The sequence below is a fragment of the Streptomyces sp. NBC_00306 genome (assembly GCF_036169555.1).
In the GTDB taxonomy this organism is placed as follows: Bacteria; Actinomycetota; Actinomycetes; order Streptomycetales; family Streptomycetaceae; genus Streptomyces; species Streptomyces achmelvichensis.
In genome coordinates, this window is record NZ_CP108032.1 from 6,488,765 (window position 1) to 6,507,799 (window position 19,035).

Consider the following 19,035-nt stretch of genomic DNA (forward strand, 5'->3'; position numbering starts at 1 on the left):
CTCTGCCGAAAGATCGAGCCCCTGGAGTTCGCTGGTGTCGCGAACGGCTACTGAGATGGCGGACCAACGAGTCCTTGGATTAGGGCGCCGCGTGACCCGCATGTGCTTGTGACCTGTATAGACGGACGGATCTGGGAGGACAGCTTGACCGTGTTCTGTGGCATCGACTGGGCAGAGCGTCACCACGACGTCGCCCTCGTCGACGAAGCCGGCACTCTGCTCGCCCAAGCCCGTATCACCGACGACCTTGCCGGCTACCACAAGCTCCTGGACCTCTTGGCCGAGCACGGCGACAGCCCAGATGATCCGATACCGGTGGCCATCGAGACCAGCCACGGTCTCCTGGTCGCGAGCCTGCGCACCGGCAGCCGTCGGGTCTTCGCGATCAACCCGCTCGCCGCCGCGCGCTACCGCGACCGCCACGGCGTCAGCCGAAAGAAGTCCGACCCCGGCGACGCACTTGTCCTGGCGAACATCCTGCGCACCGACATGCACGCCCACCGGCCTCTGCCGGCCGACACCGAACTCGTCCAGGCCATCACGGTCCTGGCCCGAGCACAGCAGGATGCCGTCTGGACTCGGCAGCAGGTCGCCAACCAGGTCCGCTCACTCCTGCGCGAGTATTACCCTGCTGCTCTCCTGGCCTTCCAGAGCAAGCAAGGCGGTCTGACCAGGGCTGACGCCCGCGTTATCCTCACTCTGGCGCCGACTCCGGCCAAGGCCGCGAAGCTCACCCTCGCCCAGCTGCGGGCTGCCCTCAAACGCAGTGGCCGCCTCCGCGGCTGCGACGCGGAAGCCGAGCGGCTGCGGGACGTCTTTCGCGCGGAGTGCGCCCGCCAGCTCCCCAGCGTCGAGGACGCCTTCGGTCACCAGCTCCTGGCCCTGCTCAAGCAGCTGGACGCCACCTGCCAGGCCGCAGACGATCTCGCGGAGGCGGCCACGGCCGCCTTTCACCAGCACGCCGACAGCGAGATCCTGCTCAGCTTCCCCGGCCTGGGGCCCATGCTCGGTGCCCGCGTGCTCGCCGAGTTGGGCGACGACCGGGCACGGTTCGCCGACGCCAGGGCGCTGAAGTCGTACGCCGGATCCGCCCCCATCACCCGGGCTTCCGGCAAGAAGCGTTTCGTCGGCCGCCGGTTCGTCAAGAACAATCGCCTCATCAATGCCGGCTTCCTCTGGGCCTTCGCCGCCCTTACCGCCTCACCAGGAGCAAACGCGCACTACCGGCGCCGACGCGAGCATGGTGACTGGCATGCCGCCGCACAAAGGCACTTGCTGAACCGCTTCCTTGGCCAGCTCCACCACTGCCTCAAGACCCGACAGCAGTTTGACGAACAGCACGCCTTCGCACCGCTCCTGTCACCCCCAACCGAGCAGGCGGCTTGACTTCATAGCCCCCTGAGATGTCTTTGAGGGCCCGGACGTGCGATCTGTCCACGGAGAAGTCGTCCAGGGGCCAGCGGGTCGGCGCGGCGAAGCTCCCTCAGCAGGGCGGCGTACAGGCGGGGCCGGAAGCCGGCCTCGGTCCAGTCCCGCAGTCGGCGTCAGGCCGTCACACCGGAGCCCCCCATGGTCTCCGCCGGGACGTCCCGCCATGCCGCACCGGTCCGCAGCACGAACAGGACACCGGCGGATTCGCTGACGTCTCGTCGGGCGTGTGCCCAACTGCCCATTTCTCACGAGAACCAGAATGCAATTGCATTCCCGGCAACTCGCATTCGCATGAGGGGCGTTGGCGCAACCTCTAGCCGACCTGGCGCAGAGAATCTCTTCAGAGAGGAAACGTTTTTTCATCAACTGCTGCGTATTCAAATAAAATTGTTACTTCGTCAACTATCTGCTGTTGCGGCGAATTGGAGGCGCAGTTAGTGTCGAAATGCCCCAAAATGGGATGAACGGCGTGCCCTGGGTCGACTCAGTGGCACAAAGAGAGGACGGACATCATGACGACTCCCAATGGCGGTCAGGCCACCGCTGCCCACGCTCTCGGCAATGCGCTCGGGCAGGGAATGCCCTTCTCCGCCCAGAGTGCGGGACAGGCCTCGCCTCAGCCCTCGTCACCCCAACAGCAGCAGATCGACCCGCAGTTCCTCCCCATACTCGCCGCTCTGGCGCCGGTGATAGCCAGCACTGCGCAGAGCATCATCAGTAGCCTGGGTGCGCAGCAGGGTCAGCCGCAGGGTGTGGGGGCGGCGCAGCCGCAGAGTGTGAGCCCGCAGTTCCTCCCGGGGTTCCCGGGTTTGGCGCTGCCGTTCGTGCCGAAGCCGGAGAACCTGATCAGTGGAATCGGCAAGATCTTCGGGCTGAGTGCGCCCGAGGGTCAGCCGCAGACGGCCGCCGCTGGGGGCCAGTCGCAGCAGATCGACCCGCAGTTCTTCGAGCTCGTCAAGTTCCTGCCGGGCCTGGTGGAGGTCGTCGGCGACGCCGTCAAGAGCCTGAGTGCGCCCCAGGGCCAGCCGCAGACGGCCACCGCTGGGGGCCAGTCGCAGCAGATCGACCCGCAGTTCCTCCCCATACTCGCCGCTCTGGCGCCGGTGATAGCCAGCACTGCGCAGAGCATCATCAGTAGCCTGGGTGCGCAGCAGGGTCAGCCGCAGGGTGTGGGGGCGGCGCAGCCGCAGAGTGTGAGTCCGCAGTTCCTCCCGGGGTTCCCGGGTTTGGCGCTGCCGTTCGTGCCGAAGCCGGAGAACGTGATGAGTTCTATCGGCAAGATGTTCGGGCTGAGTGCGCCCGAGGGTCAGCCGCAGACGGCCGCCGCTGGGGGCCAGTCGCAGCAGATCGACCCGCAGTTCTTCGAGCTCGTCAAGTTCCTGCCGGGCCTGGTGGAGGTCGTCGGCGACGCAGTCAAGAGCCTGAGTGCGCCCCAGGGCCAGCCGTCCTACGCGCAGCCGCAGAGTGTGAGCCCGCAGGGCTACGGGGGCACGGCTGGTGACATGTACAACAAGCTCCGATCTCAGATGGCCGTGTAAGCGTGGGCACCGCAAGCCTCACCGGGGCGGGCCCCGTGCTCTCGCCCGAATCCCGGGACGTCGTGCAAGGCATGTGTGCGGGAATGCTCCGCCGGATCCATCTCTGGCTGCAGCGCGCTGTGCTGGACGTACCGCAACTCGCGGAGGTCGTACCCACGCTCAGGCAGGCAGCCAGGCTGTACGGCGAGGGGCAGTACGAGGAGTGCCTCTCGCACGTGATGGCCGTGGGGCGGAAGCTCGAGGAATCACGTGCCGCGCAGCCGACACTGCCGCCGCTGTGAGCCCTGACATGGAGCTCGGGTCGGCCGGCGGCCGACCCGAGCAGCCCCGCCTCCCGCACATCATCGGCGCCGGCGACCCGGCGGTACTGCGCCTCCTCGCGGCCGAACTGGCCCGTGATCCGGAGGTGACCGTCCGCGGACACCACGGCTCCGCCGAGGAACCGACCCTTCTCCTCACCGATATGACAGCCGCTCACGCGGAGGTGCTGCGCCGAGCCCATCCCGCGGTGACGATCGAGGTCGACGCGCCGCTCGAACCGTACGCGTAGCCCTCTCACCGGGGACCCATGGCGGAGCACCTCGACATGGCGACGCCGTGTCCCCCGACTTCCCCCTCGACACCGCGCCAGGAAAGCGGAGACACCCATGAGCGAGTTCAGCCCCGACACATCGGAACAGGAACGCGAAGTGCAGGAGCGCCCCCTGCGCTGGCTGGTGGCACCACTGCCCGGTGCGGTACTGCCGCAGGGCGTGAGCCCCGTGCCGCCCGAGTCGGTCTTCGACCGTCTCGCGGCCGAAAGGGACGTCCAATTGTGCGGGCACATCGTGCCCGGTGAGCGGCTCCAGACTCTGTCGGAAGGCGACGCGTTTCCGGAGGTCGGGATCTTCACGATGACGGAGGAGCGGGCCCGCCGACTCAACCAGGACGTCGAGATCCACGTGGAGCGCGACCGCCGGCTGATCTACGGCATGCCCGTGGCGTCCTCGGACGACGCCCTGGTCGTGCAACCCGCAGCCGTGCCACTCCTGGCAAGCACGCTCAGCCTTGCGTTCTCCGTCCGGGGCAGTGACGGCACTCCCGTGCCACAGGCGACGGTGTCACTGAGAGGGTCTGCGTGGCCCGCCCAGGGCGTCACCGGGCCGGACGGACGCGTCGTCATCTCCGTCAACGGCGAAACCCCGGGATCTATCGACGCGGTCTACGTCAAGGCCGAGCAAGGGCACTGGGACCGCTGGCTGATGCGACCCCAACTGGTCACTGACGGGGACAACGTGGTCACCTTGGTGCGCCTGGACCAGACCGTGCCGGACTTTCCCGGCCGCCAGATGTTCGGCTGGGGACAGCGGGCGATGCACCTCGATCGCATCCCGCCCTCGTACCGCGCCCATGGGATCAAGGTCGCGGTCATCGACTCGGGCATCGCCACATCCCACCCCGACCTCGCCGGTCGTGTGGTCGGCGGTGTGGACGCGGCGGAAGGCGCGGACTGGAGCGTCGATGTCATCGGGCACGGAACTCACTGCGCGGGCACGATCGCAGGTGCCGACACCGGTACGGGAATCATCGGCTCCGCCACGGAAGCCGAAATTCATGCGTGCAGGATCTTCCCCGGTGGACGCATCAGCGCCTTGCTCGCCTCTCTGGACTACTGCATCGAGCACGACATCGATGTGGTCAACCTCAGCCTCGGTACCGGGGAGCACTCGCCGCTGGTCGCACAGAAGATCGCGGCCGGCCGCGGCATCGGCATGGCGTGCATCGCCGCATCCGGGAACAACGGCACGGACCAGGTCCTCTTTCCGGGATCACTCGACACCGTGCTGACCGTCGCCGCCATGGGCAAGAAGGGAGAGTGTCCGGAGGACAGCTCCCACGCCTTCCAGGTGTTCGGCGAGCCCACGGCCGAGGGCTACTTCTCCGGCAAGTTCAGCTCCCACGGTCCGGCGGTCGATGTTTGCGCGCCGGGAGTGGCGGTCATCTCCTCGGTACCGCCGCAGGGGTACGCCGCGCAGGACGGGACGTCCATGGCCGCCCCCCATGTCGCGAGCCTTGCCGCTCTGGCACTGGCACACCACCCGGATTTCCAGGAGCAGTTCGCCACCCGCAACGAGGCTCGGGTGGAGCGGCTGTTCCAGATCCTGCGGGACAGCTGCGATCCGCTCGACTTCGGTGACCCGCGCCGCTCCGGTGCCGGGATGCCCAATGCCGTTCGCGCCCTCGGGCTGGAGTCCGGCACGCTGCTCGGCGCGGCCGCCGCGCCGGAAACCGGGAGCTTCACCCGTTCGACCGCCGCGGCGGCGGTCGAGGAACTCGGACAGGAACTCGCACGAATCGGCATCTCCTGATGGCTTCCCGCCGCTGACGGCCGGGCCGCGTGCACGGACACGAGGAGGACAGCATGGACGGGACGGGCGACCGGACGGAGAGCAGGATCCAGCAGATCCGGGCATGGGCCGGCCTGCTCGTCGTAGGCCTGGGCGACCTGGCCATTTCGGCGGCCGCGATCTGGGGCGTCACCCATGTGGACGGCTCCGAAGCCGTTGCGGTCCTCACCAGCGCGTTCACGGCGATCAGTGCCATGACGACCGCGTACTTCGGCATCCGAGCCGCGACGAACGCCGCCCAATCCGGCGGGGCTCAGCCCTTGGCACCTCTGGGCCCCCTGTCGTCGCCCCCAGCCGCCCCTTCGCCGGTCGGCCGTGCGACAAGCGGCCCGTGACCTCGGGGACATCCAACGCAGGCCACACCGCTGCGACTCGAGGAAGGTGTTTCCCATGTCATGGAGAGTTGCGCGGTGCCTGGATGTTCTGCTGCGCCAGATCGACGGGAGATTCCCCCACCGCGACAGGGCGAGCGACGGGGCGATCGGCGACGCCGACCACCAGAAGCGCGACAGCGACCACAACCCCTGGTACGGGCCGGGCATCGTCACAGCGAGGGACTTCACCCACGACCTGGTGAACGGAGTCGACATCGGCCCCTTCACCCGTGAACTGGCAGAGACGCGCGACCGGAGGATCAAGTACATCATCGCCAACGGGCTGATCCTGGACTCGCGGTCATGGCAGTGGAATCCGTACCACGGCAACAACCCGCACACCCGGCACTTCCACCTGTCCGTCGTGGCCGATCCGGTCTGCGACGACACCAGCCCGTGGGCCGTCCCGACGCTCGGTGAGGTGCCGAGCGAGGGGGGCGACGACGCGAACCCGGCGATGTTCACGACCTGGGGGACGTCGGTGAACGTCCGCGCAGAACCGCGTCTGGACGCTGCCGTCGTGCGGGTCCTGCCCGGGCCCACTCGGGTCCATGTCCGGTGCCAGACGCATGGCGACCTCGTTCGTGCCGCGGGCCTCACCAATGACGCCTGGTCCTTCGTTCCGGACCTGGGCGGTTACGTGTCCAACATCTTCGTTGACCATCCCGACGCCTGGCTGCCGGGTGTCGACGAATGCTGAGCAGGGTCGTCCCACGGGACGACGCCGAGAGGAGCCCGCGATGCACCAGAGCGTGAGAGAAGCGTTCATGCCGTTCAGCAAGCCGCTCGAGGGCCGCCTCGATTTCATGTACCTGGACGTGAAGGGCCTCGTGTCCACTGGCGTGGGCAATCTGCTGGATGCCGACGACCCGTCGGCATTCGGCAGCAACCCGAACCCACTCCCGGATATTTTCACCCTGGACTGGTTCGACAAGGACACCGGCGTACTGGCGGACCGGGCCGAGATCGAGGAGGAGTATCGAAAGGTCAAGTTCAGTGGCACGTCCCTGGCGACGACTGATCAAAAGGGAGCCGTGACACGGCTGCGGACCTCTCAGCAGGCCATCGACGCGCTCGTGACGCGCAAGCTGGACTCCTTCGAGAACTCCCTGCGGGGACGTGACATGTTCGCGGGGTACGACGGTTGGCCGGCCGACGGTCAGCTCGGCCTCCTCAGCATGGCCTGGGCCATGGGCCCTCTCTTCCGCTTTCCGAAGTTCCAGGCAGCTGCCGCGTCCGGGGACTGGCTGACCATGGCGCAGGAGTGCAGGATGACGGAGGCCGCAAACCCGGGGATCATCCCGCGCAACGTGAGAAACGGCCTGCTCTTCACGCTTGCCGGATGGGTGACGACTCTTCCGGACGGTGATCACGGCAGGCTCGTGTTCGACCCCGTGCGCAGGCTCGACGACTGGATGCGCTCAGGGGATCATCCCGTTCCGCTGAACCTGACGATCGGGCTGCAGAAGGCACTGGAGACACTCGGCTTCGACCCCAAAGGGCTCGACGGAATCATCGGGAAGGGGACCCGCGCCGCCCTCACAGCATTTCAGGCCTCGCTGGCGCTCACGCAGACGCCTGGGGTGTCCAGCGTCACCGACGTTCCGCAGGAAACCATGGTCGCACTGCGGGCCGGTCTCAACGCCAGAGGAGTCGCCTGCTTCCCCTGAGCAACGCTGCCGGTTCGGCCGGCTCCGGGCGTTCACGCAGCCGTTCGAGAGCGGCGTCCGTCAAGCGCTCGCAGCCTGCTAGGGCTGCGGCAGGCCCCAGTTGTTGCCGTACCAGGTCCTCGAAGACCGCGACCGATCCGCACGGCTCGTGCCGCAGGCGGCACGGGCGGGCGGACCACCACCCAGCGCGTGGAGTCCGCGTGTCACCGTGATGTGCCAGCTCCATGTCACTGTCGCGCGGCTGGAGTTGGGGACGGCATCTGTCGTCGGCTCCGGCCTGAACCAGCCCAACGGCAAAGGAATTCATCACCGCACGACACAGAAGGAGTACGAAGGTTCTGCACGACGTACGGCAATGCCGGGCGGGCGAACCAACGTCGGTCGAGGCGGGAGAATCCGTCGTCACCCCTTGCGCGTCGGCTCGGACACTCCAGCCCGACCATCACCTGCCGCGCTCGGGGCTCTGCCCTCTCGCGGTGGTGGCCCTCGCCGTGATCACTCAGAGCCAGCGACGCCGCTTGAAGATGAAGTACAGGCTCGTACACACCAGGCCCATCAGGCCGATGGCAAACGGATAGCCGAACCCCCAGCCCAGCTCCGGCATGTTCTCGAAGTTCATCCCGTAGATCGTGCCGACCAGCGTCGGGGCGAAGAGGATGGCGGCCCAGCTGGAGATCTTCTTGATCTCCTCGTTCTGCTCGAAGCCCGCCTCCGCCAGTGCCCGCATCTCCGCGTTCTGCTGCTGCGTGACCAGCGTCGCGTTCACCGTGAGGATGTCCGAGAGCGCCTGGCGGAAGCCGTCGACGCGCTCACTGGTGTGGGTCACGTGGTCGGCGACGTCCCGCAGATAGCGCTGGAGTTCCTCGTCGGTGCCGTACTTCGCGAAGCCGGCCATCAGACCGTGCAGCATCCCGACCAGCGGACGGGTGGCCCGCTGGAACTCGACCATTTCCCGGGACAGTTCGTAGATGCGGCGGGAGACCGCCGGGTCTCCGCCGAACACCTCGGTCTCGATCTCGTCGATGTCGTTCTGCACACCCGTGACGACCGGGGCGTACCCGTCGACCACGCTGTCCAGGATGGCGTACAGCACCGCTTCCGGTCCCAGCGCCAGGAGTTCGGGGTTCTCCTCCATACGGTGGCGTACCGCGGACAGGTCCGGGGCCGCGCCGTGGCGGACCGTGATGAGGAAGTCCTTGCCCACGAACACATGCAGCTCGCCGAAGTCGACCTCCTCCTGGGCGTCGAGGTAGCGCGCGGCGCGCAGGACCACGAAGAGCGTGTCGCCGTAGCGCTCCAGCTTGGGGCGCTGATGGGCCTCCATCGCGTCCTCGACGGCCAGTTCGTGCAGGTCGAACTCTGCGGCCAGCGAGAGGAGTTCAGCCTCGGACGGACGGTGCAGTCCGATCCAGGCCATGCCGTCGGGGTACTCGTGCAGCTCGCGGTAGGTCTCGGCGAGCGAGTCCGGGGTCGAGACACGACGGCCCTCGCGGTACAGCGACGCCTGGACGACGCTGCCCTGGTCCTTGTGCACCGGACCGGCGCCGGGGGGCTCGGTGCCCGCATCGTTCTCCGGCGGAGAGCCGCCCGGGGGCTGGGGCCGGCGGCGCCACTGGGGTCGCTTCGGCGTCAACGGCATCGGCGTCTCACCTCCCACGTCGGTCGGCGGCGCGCAGGGAGACGTGCGCCGCCACGGCCTCGGTGCAGGATATCCACGTCGCATCGGCGGGTACGACCGACAGGCGTCCGTGGCGCCGCCGGGGGAGTGTCCCCGGGCGCGGCATCACACCCCCACCGCACGCCCTTGAGGACCGAAGGTGTCCGCAAGTCTGAGTAGCGTGTGGTCCATGGCCCCGAAGACGACGCATCCCGTGATCGGCAGGCGCGCCCTCAACCGCGCCACCCTCGAACGTCAGCTCCTGCTGCGCCGCGCGCCCCGTTCGGAGATGTCCGTCAAGGGCGCCGTCGAGCACCTCGTCGGCCTCCAGGCGCAGAACGTGAAACCGCCGTACTACGCCCTCGCGGCGCGGCTCGACGGCTTCCGCCCCGAAGAGCTCTCCGCGCTGATGGCGTCCCGCGAGGTCGCGCGCCTGGTCACCCTGCGATCCACCATCCATACGCACTCCGCGGACGACTGCCTCAGCCTGCGGCCGTTTGCCCAGGCCGGCGGCCCCGACCGGGAGCTGAGGATGTTCCAGTCCCGCGGCGGGCTGGACGGGGTCGATCCCGACCGGCTCCGTACCGTCGCCCGCGAGGTGGTCGAGGAGGAGCCGCGGACCCTGGGGCAACTGCGCGAGGAGCTGCTGAAGCAGTGGCCGGACGCCGATCCCTTCTCCCTGTCGGTCGCCGCCCGCTGCGTACTGCCCCTGGTGCAGATCACGCCGCGCGGCGAGTGGGGCCGCAGCGGTCAGGTCGTGCTGACGACGGCCGAGCGGTGGTTCGGCCGGGAGTCGTCGCCGGCGGCGTCCGCCGACGAGGTCGTACGGCGGTATCTGGCCGCCTTCGGGCCCGCGTCGGTCAAGGACATGCAGACGTGGTGCGGGCTGACCCGGATGCGGCAGGTCTTCGAGCGGCAGCGGCCCGGCCTCGTCGTCCTCCAGGACGAGAAGGGCGTGGAGCTGTTCGACCTCCCGGACGCGCCCCGGCCCGACGAGGACATCCCCGCCCCGCCGCGCTTCCTGCCCGAGTTCGACAATCTGCTGCTCTCGCACGCCGACCGCAGCCGCGTGGTGGCCGACGACCACAAGAGCCTGACCTGGCGCGGCAACCAGGCGTACTCCACGCTGCTCGTGGACGGCTTCCTCGCCGGGATCTGGCGGTCGGTGGAGGAGAAGGACACGGTGAGCCTGACGATCCAGGCCTTCGGGAAACTCAGCCGCGCGCAGCGCGACGCGGTGGCCGCGGAGGGGGAGTCGATGCTCTCCACCCTGTCCACGGCCACCGCGCACGACATCCGCTTCGGGGACGTTCTCGGTACGTCCTGATCGGAGCCCGACGTCCTCATCGGCCCTGAGTCCCGCTCAGTACGTCCCGGTCAGAGGCCGACGTCCCGGCTGCGGTGGTCGTCGAACGTCTCCCGGCGGACCAACAGCCGCGACCGGCCACCCGACACGGCCACCACCGGCGGCCGCCCCGTCATGTTGTAGCCGGACGCCATCGACACCTGGTACGCGCCCGACGCCGGCACGGCCAGGACGTCCCCGGGCCGTATGTCCTCCGGCAGTTCCACCGCCTCCGCGAGCACATCGCCCGCCTCGCAGTGCCGGCCGACCACCGTCGTCGCGCGCATCGGGGCGGCCGAAGCGCGCCCCACCAGGCGGACGGTGTACCGCGCCCCGTACAGCGCAGGTCTCGGGTTGTCGCTCATTCCGCCGTCGACCGCCACGAACACCTGCCCGCCGGTCCGCTTGACCGCCAGCACCCGGTAGAGGGCGATGCCCGCGGGAGCCATGATCGAACGGCCCGGCTCCACCGTGAGCCGGGGCAGCGGATAGTCGAACTCCGCGCAGCTGCGCACCAGTTCGTCGTTGATGCGACGGCCGTACGCCGCCGGAACCGGCGCCGGGTCTCCCGGCAGATACGCCACGGCGAAGCCGCCGCCGAGGTCGAGCTCGGGCAGGGTGATCCCATGACGCTCGCGGATGCGGGCCATGAAGGCGACCACCCGCCGCACATTCTGCGCGTACGGCTCCGGGGAGGAGATCTGCGAGCCCAGATGGCTGTGCAGACCGGTCAGTTCGAGCCGCGGCTGCCCGAGGATGCGGGCGATCGCATCCTCGGCGTCGCCGTCGGCGATGGACAGGCCGAACTTCTGCCCCTCCGCGCCCGTACGGATCTTCGCGTGGGCGCCCGCCTCGATGCTGGGCAGTACGCGCACCATCACCTGCTGCGCCCCGGGTCCCGTCACCTGAGCGGCGAGCCGGGCTATCTCGCAGTCCGAGTCGATCACGATGCGGCCGACGCCGAGCCGCAGCGCGGTGCGCAGGTCCTCGGGCGACTTGGCGTTGCCGTGCAGCACGATCCGCTCGGCGGGGAAGCCGCGGACCGCGGCCAGCTCCAGCTCGCCCGCGGAACAGACGTCCAGGCCGAGGCCCTCCTGCTCCATCCAGTCGACGACGGCCCGGCACACGAACGCCTTCGCCGCGTAGACGACTTCGGCGTCGGGCAGGGCGCGCAGCCACGCACGGGCCCGGGAGCGGACCTCGTCCTCGTCGAGGATGTAGGCCGGGGTGCCGTACCGTTCGGCGATCTCGGTGAGCGGGACTCCGCCGACCGCCACGTCGCCCCCGGGTGCGGAGACGGCGGACACGGGCCACACCGAGGGTGCGGCGAGTTCGGGTATCGACACCGGTACTGCGGGGATGGCAGTCATCCGTACACCTCCAGTGGTTCAGTCGAGGAAAGCGTGGACGGCGGTGACCGCGGTCCACACGAACGCGGTCGCCCCGGTCACCCGGAGCACTCCGACCGCGTCGGGGTCCCAGCCGCCGCGGCGCGGGCAGGGCTGGACAGCGGGGGGAGCGGGCGCCCGCCGGGGCGCCGGTGCGGAGAGCTGGGGGTCGACCGTCACGAGCGTCACGCCCAGCGGTTCGGCGAGCGTGCGCAGCGCGGGCTCCGCGAGGCGGATCCACTGCTGCTCGTCGCCGAGGACGGCGAGGAGCCGTTCCTTGCTGGTGAAGCCGACCGCGGTGCGTACGCCGAGCGGGGTGCGCACGAAACGCAGCTGGTGTCCTCCGGCAGAGCCGAGCCGAACCGGCACGTAGAGCGGCCCTGCCGGGCGGCGTTCGTCGGGGTCGGCGGTGTCCGCGTCCTCACGGGTGAGGGTGTTCATCATGTCCTCCGCTGGGGGAGTCGAGCGCTTTCCTGACCACTCGAAGCTATGCCCGCCCGGACAGGGAACGGCGGTTCCCTGACGCGCTGCTGATCGTGCGGAGCCGCTCTTTGACGCGTTTTTGGCGGGGCGACCGGAGGCGATCACCCGGTGTCATGGTGCGGAACGCGGACAGCCACCGACGGACCTCACGCGACCGGTACCAATCGAGCGCCGACGGCCCTCTCACCGGACCCGAGCGGCAATGGCCCGCGCGCACTCCATGGACTCGGTGTGCGTCGTGTCCACCTCCAGGTCGTAGCGGACGCCCGCGTGGACCAGGTCCGCCTGCGCCGCGGCCATCCCGGCGATCCGGTCGCCCCGCGCCACCTCACGGCCCGCAGCGACAGTGCTCTCGCACCGCACACCGACCCACAGCACCGGCAGTTCGCCCGCGGCCCGCTGCCACCGCTGCTGCGACGCCGCTCCACCGAGGAACACCTCGTCGACGACGACCCGGGCGCCCGCCCGCGCCATCGCGACGACCCCCTCGATCCACGCCGCCTCCACCGCCCGGAACGCGTCCCCGACGTGCACCCCGCCGTCCGCCGCGAAGTCGATCCCCGCGCCGGACGTCCGCAGGGACGCGGGCATCGCGTCGACCAGCGTGTCGACCCCGAGGACCAGCCAGGGATCCGGCAGGACCGCCTGAAGGCACCGGGCGATCCCCGACTTCCCCGAGCTGGAACCACCGTTGAGAACGATCAGCTGAGTCATCGCGCCACAGTAGGGGCGGCGACGCCACGGTCAAAGGGGATTACGGGCAGGCCGTCCGACGGCGGCTTCAGGCGCCGCCCGGTGGGTCCGCGCCGCCCCGGGCACCGTCGGTCCGCGCCGCTCCAGGCACCGTCGGTCCGCGCCGCTCCAGGCACCGTCGGCGTCAGTCCGCGCGGCCCGTCGCCGCCACCGTCACACCCAGCCCGATCATCGCGAACCCGCCCGCGCCGCCCACCAGCGACAGCCGCCGCTCGGAGCGGGCGAACCAGCCGCGTGCCGCGGCGGCACCCAGACCCCACAGCGTGTCGGTGACCAGACCGATGCAGATCGGGACCAGTCCCAGCAGCAGCATCTGCGCGGGCAGACTTCCTGCCGAGTGGTCCACGAACTGCGGCAGCACCGCGGCGAAGAAGACGATGCCCTTGGGGTTGGTGACGCCGACGAGGATGCCGTCCACGACGGTCCGCACATCGCTGCGGGCGGGGCCGGTGGGTGCCGACATGTCGGAGACCTTCATGTCCTTGCGGTGCCGGAAGGCCTGGATGCCCAGGTGGATGAGGTAGGCCGCGCCGGCGAGCTTCACCGCCATGAACACGAGGACGGAGCGTTCGACGAGCGAGCCGACGCCCAGGGCGACGAACACCACCAGCGCGTACGAGCCGACGACATTGCCCAGCGCCGTGGCCACCGCGGTACGGCGGCCGTGCGCCAGCGCCCGCCCGATCACGAACAGCACGCTCGGGCCGGGAATCACGATCACGAGGAGGGACATCGCGGCAAAAGCGAGGAAGCGTTCGGTCGACACCATGGGCGTCATTCAACCCGACGGCGAGGAGGCGCCTCCAGGGCCGGGATCCGCCCCTCTGCTGTGACCCGGACCACGGACCGACGCGTCACCGGCGCGGTACGGCGCGCGGCGGTGGTGTCACCGTGGTGTGTCCACCGGCCCGCGGCGGCTCACCGTGCCATCCAGCCGCCGTCCACGACGAGCACATGCCCGTTCACGTAGTCCGCCGCCGACGAGGAGAGGAAGACGACGCTGCCCGCGAGGTCCTCCGGGCTGCCCCATCGGCCGGCCGGGATACGGCCCAGGATCTCGGTGTTCCGCTCAGCGTCCTCACGCAGGGACTCGGTGAATCCGGTGGCGATGTAGCCCGGCGCGACCGCGTTGACCTGCACCCCGCGCGGGCCCCACTCGGTGGCCAGCGCCTTGGTCAGACCGGCGACCGCGTGCTTGCTCGCCGCGTACGACGGCACCCCGACACCGCCCTGGAACGAGAGCAGCGACGCCACGTTGACGATCTTCCCGCTGCCGCGCGCCGCCATCGCCGTGCCGATCTCCCGGCAGAGCAGGAACACGGCGTCGAGATTGACCGCGAGGACACCGCGCCACTCCTCGTAGGCGGTGTGCTCGGCCGGTGAGCGGTGGATCGCGCCCGCGTTGTTGACGAGGATGTCGACGGGCCGCCGGGCCAGCAACTCCCGCACCGTGGACGGGATCGCGCTCGGTACGGCCAGATCGAGCACCAGCGTCTCGGCGTCACGGCCAAGCGCGCGCACCGCCTTCTCGGTCTCCTCCAGCGGGCCGCCGCGGCCGGCGAGCACCAGGTCGGCTCCCGCCTCCGCCAGCCCCAGGGCGATCGCCCGGCCGATGCCGGAACGGGCGCCCGTCACCAGCGCCGTACGTCCTTCCAGTGAGAACAGCCCGCTCATCGCCACTCCTCGGTCGCGCTCGCACGGCTCCTACCCACGCGGCTCGGACCCACGCGGCGCGGACCCGCGACGCTCGTGCCTGCCCCGAGGACCCGGCGGATCACCTCACGGCAGCAGACCCGCGCGGCGTGCCGCCACCACCGCCTCCGTCCGGGTGTGCGCACCCAGCTTCCGCATCGCGGCCCGCAGATACCCCTTCACCGTCTCCTGTTTCAGACCCAGCCGCTCCGCCGCGCCCGCGTTCGTCGCGCCCGTCGCCACACACGCCAGCACATCCAGCTCGCGGGGCGCCAGGGCGATCGCGGGGTCCGCGGACCGGCCGCCCGTGGCAGCCGCCAGCCTGCCGCAGACCTCCAGCAGCGACGCGCGCAGCGACGGGTCGACGACCCGCGGCGCCAGCGCCCGCAACTGGCCGTGCGCCTCGCGGACCTCCTCCCACGCCCCGTGCCCCGCCGCCGGCTCCTGTGCGAAGGCCAGGAGCTCCCGCACCTCGTCCCGTACGACCAGGGTCTGCTCCACCTCACGGGCCGCGGCCACGGCGGCGTCGAAGGTCCGATCGCCCAGCGGCACCGGACGGCGCAGGGCGGCGTACAGGACGCCCCGCACCTTGCGGCGTACGACGACCGGTACCGCGAGCACCGAGCGCAGCCCTTCGGTGGAGACCGCCGCGTCGTACTCATGACTGATGTGGCGCGCCTCGCGGTAGTCGGTCACCGCGCACGGCCGGGACAGCGCCATGGACTTTCCGCCGAGACCGTTGCCCGCGCAGATCGCCAGCCCGCGCAGCGCACCGGTCTGCGCCCCGCTCAGTTCGGCTATCCGCAGCCGGCGGCTGTCGTGCAGCAGACCGCCGAACGCGATGGGCAGCCCGCTCGTCCGGCGCAGCCGCAGCAGCGCCGCTCGCATCTCGACAGCGTCGGCGGGCTCGGACACTGCTCATCTCCCTCGGCGGTTCACCCCCGAAAGGGGGTAGTGAGACCTGGGTCACTGATTACACGATGCTACGCAGTGGTGTGGCAACGAGGAGGACACATGGCGGCAAGCGGTGCGACGGAGGAGTTCCGGGCGGCACGGGACTTCCTGCTGCGGTACCGGGACGACTACGCGGCGGCCTACCAGGGCTTCGTCTGGCCGCGCCCCGAGCGGTTCAACTGGGCCCTCGACTGGTTCGACGTGATCGCCGAGGGCAACGACGCCACGGCGCTGCACATCGTCGACGAGGACGGCACCGAGACCCGGATCTCGTTCGCGGAGATGTCCGAGCGCTCGGACCGGGCCGCGAACTGGCTGCGCGCCCAGGGCGTCGGACCCGGCGACCGCATCGTCGTCATGCTGGGCAACCAGCACGAGCTGTGGGAGACCGCGCTGGCCGCCATGAAGCTGCGGGCCGTCGTCATCCCCGCCACCCCCCTGCTCGGTCCGGTCGATCTGCGCGACCGCATCGAGCGCGGCCGGGCCTCGCACGTACTCGTACGGTCCGAGGACACGGCCAAGTTCGCCGAGGTGCCCGGCGACTACACCCGGATCGCGGTCGGCGCGGAGACGGCGGGCTGGCTCCCGTACGCCGAGGCGTACGACGCCGATCCCGGCTTCGCACCCGAAGGGATCACCCGCTCCGACGACCCGCTGATGCTGTACTTCACCTCCGGTACGACCGCCCGGCCCAAGCTCGTCGAGCACACCCATGTGTCGTATCCGATCGGGCATCTCACCACGATGTACTGGATCGGGCTGAAGCCCGGCGACGTGCATCTGAACATCTCCTCGCCCGGCTGGGCCAAGCACGCCTGGTCCAATCTCTTCGCTCCCTGGAACGCCGAGGCGACCGTCTTCATCCACAACTACACGCGCTTCGACGCGGGCCGTCTGATGGCGGAGATGGACCGCGCCGGTGTGACCAGCTTCTGCGCACCGCCCACCGTGTGGCGCATGCTGATCCAGGCGGACCTCGGCCAGTTGCGGACCCGGCCGCGGGAGGTCGTCGCGGCGGGGGAGCCGCTGAATCCCGAGGTCATCGAGACGGTACGGCGCGAGTGGGGCGTGACCATCCGGGACGGCTTCGGGCAGACGGAGACCGCCGTGCAGGTCGCCAACAGCCCCGGCCAGCTGCTGAAGGCCGGTTCCATGGGCCGGCCGTGTCCCGGCTACCGGGTCGAACTTCTCGACCCGTCCACCGGTGAACCCGGCGCCGAGGAGGGCGAGATCGCCCTCGACCTGTCCGCCCGGCCCGTCGGCCTGATGACCGGATACCACGGTGACCAGGAGCGTACGGACGAGTCGATGGCGGGCGGCTTCTACCGCACCGGCGACATCGGCGCGCGCGACGGGGACGGCTACATCACCTACATCGGCCGCTCCGACGATGTCTTCAAGGCGTCCGACTACAAGATCTCGCCGTTCGAGCTGGAGAGCGCGCTGCTGGAGCACGAGGCGGTCGCCGAGGCTGCCGTCGTGCCCGCCCCCGATCCGCTGCGGCTCGCGGTCCCGAAGGCGTACGTGGTGCTGGCCGAGGGCTGGGAACCGGGACCGGACACCGCGAAAGTGCTCTTCGAGCACTCGCGTGCGGTCCTCGCCCCGTACAAGCGCATCCGCCGCCTCGAGTTCGCCGAGCTGCCGAAGACGGTCTCCGGCAAGATCCGCCGGATCGAGCTGCGCGAGCGTACGGCCGGGGGTTCGGCCGCCGAGTACACCGAGGGAGACCTGCGATGAGCCTCTCCTACGCCCACGGCACGGGCACCACGGCACTGCTCGGCGACACCATCGGGCAGAACCTCGACCGGGCGGTCGCCGCGCACCCGGGCCGCGAGGCACTCGTCGACGTCCCCTCCGGGCGCCGCTGGACGTACGCCGAGTTCGGCGCGGAGGTGGACCGCCTGGCCCGCGGGTTCATGGGCGTCGGTGTCGCCAAGGGCGACCGGGTCGGGATCTGGGCGGTGAACTGCGCGGAGTGGGTGCTCGTGCAGTACGCCACCGCCCGCATCGGCGCGATCATGGTGAACATCAACCCGGCGTACCGGGCGCACGAGCTGGAGTTCGTCCTCCGGCAGGCGGGTGTCTCGGTGCTGTGCGCCTCCCAGCGCCACAAGAGCAGCGACTACCGGGCGCTCGTCGAGCAGGTACGGGCGGACTGCCCCGGTCTGCGCTCCGTCCACTACATCGGCGACAGCTCCTGGGACGCGCTGACCGACGCGGCACCGGCCGTCTCGGACGAGCAACTCGCTGCGCGTGAGGCGGAGTTGTCCTGCGACGACCCGGTCAACATCCAGTACACCTCGGGCACCACGGGCTTCCCCAAGGGCGCGACGCTGTCGCACCACAACATCCTCAACAACGGTTATTTCGTGGGGGAGATGATCGGCTACACCGAGCAGGACCGGGTCTGCATCCCGGTGCCCTTCTATCACTGTTTCGGCATGGTCATGGGGAACCTCGCGGCCACCTCGCACGCCGCGTGCATGGTCGTCCCGGCGCCCTCCTTCGACCCGGAGGCGACCCTGCGCGCGGTCGAGGACGAGCGCTGCACCTCGCTGTACGGCGTGCCGACGATGTTCATCGCCGAACTGAACCTTCCCGGCTTCGCCTCCTACGACCTCACCTCCCTGCGCACCGGCATCATGGCGGGCTCGCCGTGCCCGGTGGAGGTGATGAAGCGGGTCGTCTCCGAGATGAACATGGCCGAGGTGTCGATCTGCTACGGCATGACGGAGACGTCCCCGGTCTCCACCCAGACCCGCCGCGACGACGACCTGGAGCGCCGCACGAGCACCGTGGGCCGGGTGCTGCCCCATGTCGAGGTCAAGGTGATCGACCCGGCGACCGGGGTGACGGTGCCGCGCGGCAAGGCGGGCGAGCTCTGCACCCGCGGCTACAGCGTGATGCTCGGCTACTGGGACGAGCCGGAGAAGACCGCCGAGGCGGTCGACGCCGGACGCTGGATGCACACCGGTGACCTGGCGACGATGCGCGAGGACGGCTGTCTCCAGATCGTCGGCCGGATCAAGGACATGATCATCAGGGGCGGTGAGAACGTCTATCCGCGCGAGATCGAGGAGTTCCTCTACAGCCACCCCAAGATCGCGGACGTGCAGGTCGTCGGCGTCCCGGACGAGAAGTACGGCGAGGAGATCCTGGCCTGCGTCGTCCCCCGCGACCCGGCCGATCCGCCCGCCCTGGAGGACATCGCCGCGTTCTGCCGCGAGCGCCTGGCGCACTACAAGGTCCCGCGCCGGCTGGAGATCCTCGACAGCTTTCCGATGACCGTCAGCGGCAAGGTGCGGAAGATCGAACTGCGTGAGCGGTACGCACGGGGCTGAGAGCCTGTCGGGTGATCTTCGA

General features: G+C 69.9%; 18 protein-coding genes. 11 read left to right on the forward strand and 7 right to left on the reverse strand.

Going from position 1 to position 19,035, the window contains the following annotated elements:
* Positions 1-129: 129 nt before the first annotated feature.
* From OHA05_RS28895 to OHA05_RS28935, 8 genes are all read left to right on the forward strand, one after another.
* Positions 130-1,386: an IS110 family transposase gene (locus OHA05_RS28895; RefSeq protein ID WP_328863471.1), complete on the forward strand. Its 1,257-nt coding sequence runs from the start codon at positions 130-132 to the stop codon at positions 1,384-1,386.
* 557 nt (positions 1,387-1,943) lie between these two features.
* Positions 1,944-2,969, forward strand: coding sequence for a hypothetical protein (locus OHA05_RS28905; RefSeq protein ID WP_313943363.1), 1,026 nt, complete (start codon positions 1,944-1,946; stop codon positions 2,967-2,969).
* 2 nt (positions 2,970-2,971) lie between these two features.
* A complete protein-coding gene (locus tag OHA05_RS28910) occupies positions 2,972-3,250 on the forward strand; it encodes a hypothetical protein (protein ID WP_328862121.1) in 279 nt (92 codons plus the stop codon).
* Complete coding sequence (locus OHA05_RS28915) at positions 3,247-3,519, forward strand: hypothetical protein (RefSeq protein ID WP_313943361.1); 273 nt, start codon at positions 3,247-3,249, stop codon at positions 3,517-3,519. Before OHA05_RS28910 ends, OHA05_RS28915 begins: the two co-directional genes overlap by 4 nt.
* 97 nt (positions 3,520-3,616) lie before the next feature.
* Positions 3,617-5,317 (forward strand): S8 family serine peptidase, encoded by a 1,701-nt coding sequence (locus OHA05_RS28920; protein ID WP_313943360.1) that lies wholly within the window; start codon positions 3,617-3,619, stop codon positions 5,315-5,317.
* 53 nt (positions 5,318-5,370) lie between these two features.
* Positions 5,371-5,691, forward strand: a complete 321-nt coding sequence (locus OHA05_RS28925; RefSeq protein WP_328862122.1) for a hypothetical protein — start codon at positions 5,371-5,373, stop codon at positions 5,689-5,691.
* A gap of 55 nt (positions 5,692-5,746) precedes the next feature.
* Positions 5,747-6,430 carry a hypothetical protein gene (locus OHA05_RS28930; RefSeq protein WP_328862123.1) on the forward strand — a complete coding sequence of 228 codons (684 nt, stop codon included), beginning with the start codon at positions 5,747-5,749 and terminating at the stop codon, positions 6,428-6,430.
* Positions 6,431-6,470: 40 nt separating this feature from the next.
* Complete coding sequence (locus OHA05_RS28935; RefSeq protein WP_328862124.1) at positions 6,471-7,400, forward strand: peptidoglycan-binding domain-containing protein; 930 nt, start codon at positions 6,471-6,473, stop codon at positions 7,398-7,400.
* Positions 7,401-7,899: 499 nt separating this feature from the next.
* Here OHA05_RS28935 and OHA05_RS28940 read toward each other — a convergent pair whose 3' ends face one another.
* Entirely contained in the window at positions 7,900-9,039 is a 1,140-nt protein-coding gene (locus OHA05_RS28940; RefSeq protein WP_328862125.1) for a magnesium and cobalt transport protein CorA, read from the reverse strand.
* 208 nt (positions 9,040-9,247) lie between these two features.
* Here OHA05_RS28940 and OHA05_RS28945 point away from each other — a divergent pair, with 208 nt between their 5' ends.
* On the forward strand, positions 9,248-10,384 hold the full coding sequence (locus OHA05_RS28945; protein WP_313943355.1) for a winged helix DNA-binding domain-containing protein: 1,137 nt from the start codon (positions 9,248-9,250) through the stop codon (positions 10,382-10,384).
* A gap of 50 nt (positions 10,385-10,434) precedes the next feature.
* Here the strand turns inward: OHA05_RS28945 and lysA are convergent, their stop codons facing one another.
* From lysA to OHA05_RS28975, 6 genes are all read right to left on the reverse strand, one after another.
* Positions 10,435-11,772, reverse strand: coding sequence for a diaminopimelate decarboxylase (gene lysA / locus OHA05_RS28950; RefSeq protein WP_328862126.1), 1,338 nt, complete (start codon positions 11,770-11,772; stop codon positions 10,435-10,437).
* Between the two features lie 18 nt (positions 11,773-11,790).
* Positions 11,791-12,231: an SAV_915 family protein gene (locus OHA05_RS28955; protein ID WP_328862127.1), complete on the reverse strand. Its 441-nt coding sequence runs from the start codon at positions 12,229-12,231 to the stop codon at positions 11,791-11,793.
* Positions 12,232-12,456: 225 nt separating this feature from the next.
* Positions 12,457-12,987 (reverse strand): chloramphenicol phosphotransferase CPT, encoded by a 531-nt coding sequence (gene cpt, locus OHA05_RS28960; RefSeq protein WP_328862128.1) that lies wholly within the window; start codon positions 12,985-12,987, stop codon positions 12,457-12,459.
* Between the two features lie 163 nt (positions 12,988-13,150).
* Complete coding sequence (locus tag OHA05_RS28965) at positions 13,151-13,795, reverse strand: LysE family translocator (protein WP_328862129.1); 645 nt, start codon at positions 13,793-13,795, stop codon at positions 13,151-13,153.
* 149 nt (positions 13,796-13,944) lie between these two features.
* The gene (locus OHA05_RS28970; protein WP_328862130.1) at positions 13,945-14,700 is read right to left on the reverse strand and encodes an SDR family oxidoreductase; all 756 of its coding nucleotides are present in this window, start codon (positions 14,698-14,700) and stop codon (positions 13,945-13,947) included.
* A gap of 105 nt (positions 14,701-14,805) precedes the next feature.
* The gene (locus OHA05_RS28975; RefSeq protein ID WP_313943349.1) at positions 14,806-15,633 is read right to left on the reverse strand and encodes a response regulator transcription factor; all 828 of its coding nucleotides are present in this window, start codon (positions 15,631-15,633) and stop codon (positions 14,806-14,808) included.
* Positions 15,634-15,732: 99 nt separating this feature from the next.
* Here OHA05_RS28975 and OHA05_RS28980 point away from each other — a divergent pair, with 99 nt between their 5' ends.
* Both OHA05_RS28980 and OHA05_RS28985 read left to right on the forward strand, forming a co-directional pair.
* Positions 15,733-17,409, forward strand: coding sequence for an AMP-binding protein (locus tag OHA05_RS28980; RefSeq protein WP_328862131.1), 1,677 nt, complete (start codon positions 15,733-15,735; stop codon positions 17,407-17,409).
* Positions 17,406-19,013 (forward strand): AMP-binding protein, encoded by a 1,608-nt coding sequence (locus OHA05_RS28985; protein ID WP_328862132.1) that lies wholly within the window; start codon positions 17,406-17,408, stop codon positions 19,011-19,013. Before OHA05_RS28980 ends, OHA05_RS28985 begins: the two co-directional genes overlap by 4 nt.
* The last annotated feature ends 22 nt before the right edge of the window (positions 19,014-19,035 follow it).